At 55.9% G+C, this 4,663-nt stretch carries 3 protein-coding genes, 1 tRNA gene and 1 pseudogene; 2 read left to right on the top strand and 3 right to left on the bottom strand.

Going from position 1 to position 4,663, the window contains the following annotated elements:
- A pseudogene (locus APR53_04540) lies at positions 1-396 on the top strand.
- A 6-nt stretch (positions 397-402) separates the two neighbouring features.
- On the opposite strand, the gene APR53_04545 reads toward APR53_04540, so the two are convergent.
- Positions 403-1,353: a hypothetical protein gene (locus APR53_04545; protein KQC03888.1), complete on the bottom strand. Its 951-nt coding sequence runs from the start codon at positions 1,351-1,353 to the stop codon at positions 403-405.
- On the bottom strand, positions 1,350-1,775 hold the full coding sequence (locus tag APR53_04550) for a deoxycytidine triphosphate deaminase (GenBank protein KQC03889.1): 426 nt from the start codon (positions 1,773-1,775) through the stop codon (positions 1,350-1,352). Before APR53_04550 ends, APR53_04545 begins: the two co-directional genes overlap by 4 nt.
- A gap of 57 nt (positions 1,776-1,832) precedes the next feature.
- Here APR53_04550 and APR53_04555 point away from each other — a divergent pair.
- Positions 1,833-1,904: transfer RNA gene (locus tag APR53_04555), tRNA-Arg, on the top strand.
- Between the two features lie 91 nt (positions 1,905-1,995).
- On the opposite strand, the gene APR53_04560 is transcribed toward APR53_04555, so the two are convergent.
- On the bottom strand, positions 1,996-4,629 hold the full coding sequence (locus tag APR53_04560; GenBank protein ID KQC03890.1) for a hypothetical protein: 2,634 nt from the start codon (positions 4,627-4,629) through the stop codon (positions 1,996-1,998).
- Positions 4,630-4,663: the final 34 nt, after the last annotated feature.

Here is a 4,663-nt window from a genome sequence, read left to right on the forward strand (position 1 = left end):
ATCATTGACGCGGAACGCGTCAGGATCTCTCCGACAGGAAAAAGGCCCAAGGACGGGATCATCGATGCGGAACGTGTCCATGTTGCATCGGCCGGGAAAAAAATTCGTGAAATCATCACGGATGACGAAAAGGTCCGTGTCGCATCATCAGGGAAAAAAACTCACGAAACCATTTCTGCCGATGAACGGATTCGGATGCGCCGAACCACCGGGGGTGCTATCGACGACATGCTGAAAAACGCGGAGAAAAGCCTGCAGTCATCGCCCGTCAAACCACGGGAGGCCGATCCGGGAAAACGCCGGATTAATCTGATTCCGGAGGGCGATACGTCTCAAACGCGTAAATCCATGCCTGAAAAGGAAGAGGAGGGAGAGGACCTCTTCTGGATCACCTGATCTCTTTTATTCGGTTACTTTTGAGAACGGGATATTTCCCGCCCCGATTTCGGTCCTGACGGAATAGCCGGCTTCGATGCTGCGTGCAATTAAATTCATCCCGGAAAACGCCACAATCGCGAGGCGGTAGGGATGCTCCGTGAGGTTGAAGACCTTCGTCCCCATCGTTACGGGGAATATGAATCCCGCCTCCCGCATCGATTCCGCAATATCTTCCACCCTCGACCGGGCCGATACCGGAACTTCGCGAATGTTCGCGAGTGCCGTCCCGGTGCCGGTCTCGATAATCCTGCCGACCGACGTGAGACCGGCAGTGATGAAAAGCTGCAGAGGGTCGACGGTCGTTCCCCGGTACCCGATAAGATCCTCAAATACGGCAGGCTGGAAATTCCGGAGGGACAGGGTTCCGCCAAATGCCATTTTCACCGGGATGCCGTAGGACTGGAGCACGCCGTCGAGGGTGATACTGCAGACTGTCAAAAAACCCGTGTATCCCGGCGGTACCCGCGGATCCCGGTCGATAATACGGTACGAGGAGGAAAAGCCCATGCCCGCTTTCACCACCTCGTCGAAGGCCTTTGCGACGCCCACGACCTGATCGTCGGGAACGATTGAGAGGTTATAGGCAACATCCCCGGTCCCTGTAACCGGGTCATAGGTGCTCCTGAACGCAAGGCGTTCGAGTTTGGAGATGATGAATCCGATGCGCTCGTCGACAAGGGCATGCTCGGTCTCGGCCTTCCCGATCTGCGTCAGAATCCGCCCGCGGTTCCCTACCTTATGGGTAAATCCCATCTCGTCGAGATACTGCAGGTAGTACTGGACTGCACGGTCGGAGAGCACGAAACCCCGCTCCGACATGAGTTCGGAAAGACGCTTGGCACCGACAGGATCCCGGTGCTCCTTGAGAATCCTGAGAATTTCAATGTATTTTCGTTCAGATCTGTCAAATGTCATCGTGCATTCACGGCCCCTGTACTGTCCTGATACCGTCCGTCATAGAGCCGGTCACCCCCTTTCACCGCATGCAGGATCAGCTGCACCACTCGTTCACCCGCAATCACGGGCACGTCCGCATCCCCCATATTGACAAGACAGAGCGTCAGCTGACCGCGGAAGCCCGGATCCACGAATCCACCGCCGATGAGGACACCACGCCTCCCGAATGAGGAACGGCACCGGAGGGTTCCGGCGATGTCCGCAGGAAGCTCCACCCATTCGCAACTGTGGACGAGCGTGCACCCTCCCCGTCTGAGTGTCGTGTCCTCCGCGGCACGGAGATCATACGATGCCGGCTGCTGGCACTCTGCTGCATAGGGGCGTATCACGAGATCACCCGCGCGGATACGCCGGCCGGTTTCTGCTGCTGCGAGGATCATTCTGTACAATTATCGGCGGGAAAATGCTTAATACATTATCATACGAATGTTTGGGGTGGATCCATAGGGTAGAGGATATCCTCTTGGGCTTCGAACCCAAGGACGCGGGTTCGATTCCCGCTGGATCCGTACGGCGGCACTGTTCGGAAGATGTGTGAGAATCTGCCGGATTGTACCTGCAGAATGCATTATGATTCGGCAGTGCCCGCGAAAAAAATGGTTATTCTATCCGGATGAATGCTCCGCCGCTGTTCCCGATCCTGATGGCACCGGCAATGTCGGCCCTGTCGTCCGGTGCATCCGGGGCTTTTGCAGTAATCCAGATCAGGTACTCTCCGGGATTGAGATTCCGGCAGTCGAGAGAAGTTGCATATGCTGCCGGAATCGGGATCGGATTCACCGCAACGATTTGCTTGAATCTGACAGCGGTGGGGTCACCGACACGCTGATACCAGAGGGACTGGGTCACGTCGAATTGGCCGGTATAATTCAGGTCCCATGTGAGCTGGAGAGTATCGACAAACGTATCGCGGTTGGGGCTCTCGAAATTCTCGAGGGAGAGGGACATGAAATCTATTCCCGTCGCGTTCAGGTTCGGCACGGCGGTAATGAATGTATCGGGGAGCGCCAGGGTGCCTGCTCCGTTGTCGAAGCTGATCAGCGAATCCGGGCCGAATATATTGATATTGCCTCCCTGGAGCACCCGCAGCAGGAAATGCGCTTCCCATGTCTGGTTCAGCCGGATGGTCCCGATATCATCCACGGTGAAATTAAGGCTCCGGCAGGCGTTCCAGTCCGCCCTCTGGTCTTTTGATGTCAGGGGGATGATAGTGTGCGTGAAATTCCAGCTCTCGATGGTTGTCGAGTCTCCGACCTGGTAGACGTACTCTACGATGTCGGCCGCATCACCGGCGTAGGATACATTGTTGATCTCGATGCCGTCAAACATGATGTCCATGCTCGTGTCGACACCCGCTGCGGTCTTCAGATCGCCGGCGATCTCCGTATAGATCGCCGCAAGGTCGTCACCCGTAGGGGCGTGGTAGTAGGTACCGTTGGACTCTGCCGCATATGCCTGAAGATCGGCCTCATTGCCGGAGCTCCCCAGCCGGATCGTATAGATTCTGATATTGTTGTTCTTTATCCAGGTGATGACACTGCCCGTCCCCGTTTCGGGGAAGGAGGTGACGCCGTACCCGCCCTGCGGATCGCCGCCGGTGTTCCAGTCACCGTCGGTGAGCAGAATAACCGCTTTGACCGCACCCGGATTTGAATTGGCGATCAGCTCCTTGCCCGCCTCGTACAGGCCGTACCGCATGGGTGTGCCGCCGTTCGGGACCAGCGAGGTGATCGCGGCATCCACGACCGTATGGTCATAGCTCAGCGGCAGGTCAAGCGTGGCGTATCCCCCATAATTTGTGGGATTGCCGGCATAGTAACTGCTGACATAGCTCCAGTCGTCATATGAGGTGGAGTCTTTCCCGGCCCAGTACTTGTAATAATACGAGAATATATCGGTATAGCCATAATTGCCGAACGATACGAGGCCGACCTGGTCACGAGCAGGAGACATCTCCCCGTTAAAAATCTTGGCGGCATTCATGGTCGACACCATCCGGTCGGGATAATCCTCCAGCATGCTTCCGGACCGGTCAATACAGAGCATGACATCGATGGGATCAGGCTGCAGCGCCCACCCGTTTCCGACAAGCCGGACCGTCACGTCAACGGTTTCATTGACTGCAACGGTTTCGGGATCAACCTCCGTTTCGACACTGAGGTAGGGGAAATTCTTCCACTCAAGCGCCACGGTTCGTGAGGTGGTATTCCAGATTGCCAGGATATCACACGATGCTTCCGCCGTTTCGTCATAATGTGCCTTCTGCCAGTCGGTCTCGAACGTGCCGGGTATGAAATTCACAATGGCATATCCGTTCTGGTTTGTGCTGGCGGTGGTTGAAACAAGCGAGGGAGGGCTGATCTGTGCGGAATCATTGACCTGATTCAGGATTTGGAATGTTACAACTTGATTTTGCACGGGATTGCCTTTCTGGTCCAGGACTTTTGCCCGCAACTGCGAGACGAGACCCGCATCCACATCATGGGAGGGCATTACCTGCGGGCTTGCCGTCAGCAGCATGTCGGTGGGATCGGTGCTCACAAACTCGAGACTCTGGTGCGACACGACGCTCGCGTTCACATCCGACCGCGCCGTAATTTCGATTACGCCTGTCGTATCGCGCGGCCCGAACGTGACCCTGATCTGACCGTCCGAATTGGTGCGAAGCGTTTCCGCGACACCCGTATCCGACGGCGTGATAGTGACCGTAGTATTGCCCGAAGGATTCCCGTACCGGTCCTCCAGCAGGTACGTCAGGAAAAAGAGGCTTTTCCCGTCGGCTGGGATAAAGGGAGGATTGCCCAAACCCGGCTGTACGGAGACGCTTATCGAAACGGGTTGAGAATCGCCGATAACGGGGATGGCCAGCCAGCGGGACGGGACTGCCTGTGCCGGGTCAATGAGAATGATGTTCGTTCCAACCTGCCGGGATGCCCTGAATTCCACGGATATCGTGCCGGATGCATCCACAGGTTCTGAAAAATCGGTGACATACGTCATTCCGTTAAAGAATCCGGCATCGTCCGGAGAGCACGTAAACCGGATCTTTTCTGCCTGATTCAGCCGGTTTTCATCGGCCTCGCGAAGATTGTCGACGGGATTTGTAAAGATATCCTGCATGCACACAACGATATCAGTCGCTTCATTGACCGTCAGTTCGCTGATGGGGCTGATCGATGAAATGCGGTACGGCAGATTATGGTCTATCTTCTGGTCGAGGGTTTTCGTTACCACCGACGCATTTCCCCCTTCAGAATACCAGATTTGA

It is taken from the genome of Methanoculleus sp. SDB (assembly GCA_001412355.1).
Classification (GTDB): Archaea; Halobacteriota; Methanomicrobia; order Methanomicrobiales; family Methanomicrobiaceae; genus LKUD01.

Excerpts from the sequence above, each read along its gene's own strand:
- APR53_04550 (KQC03889.1), bottom strand. The coding sequence starts at position 1,775 with ATGATCCTCGCAGCAGCAGAAACCGGCCGGCGTATCCGCGCGGGTGAT.
- APR53_04545 (KQC03888.1), bottom strand. The coding sequence starts at position 1,353 with ATGACATTTGACAGATCTGAACGAAAATACATTGAAATTCTCAGGATT.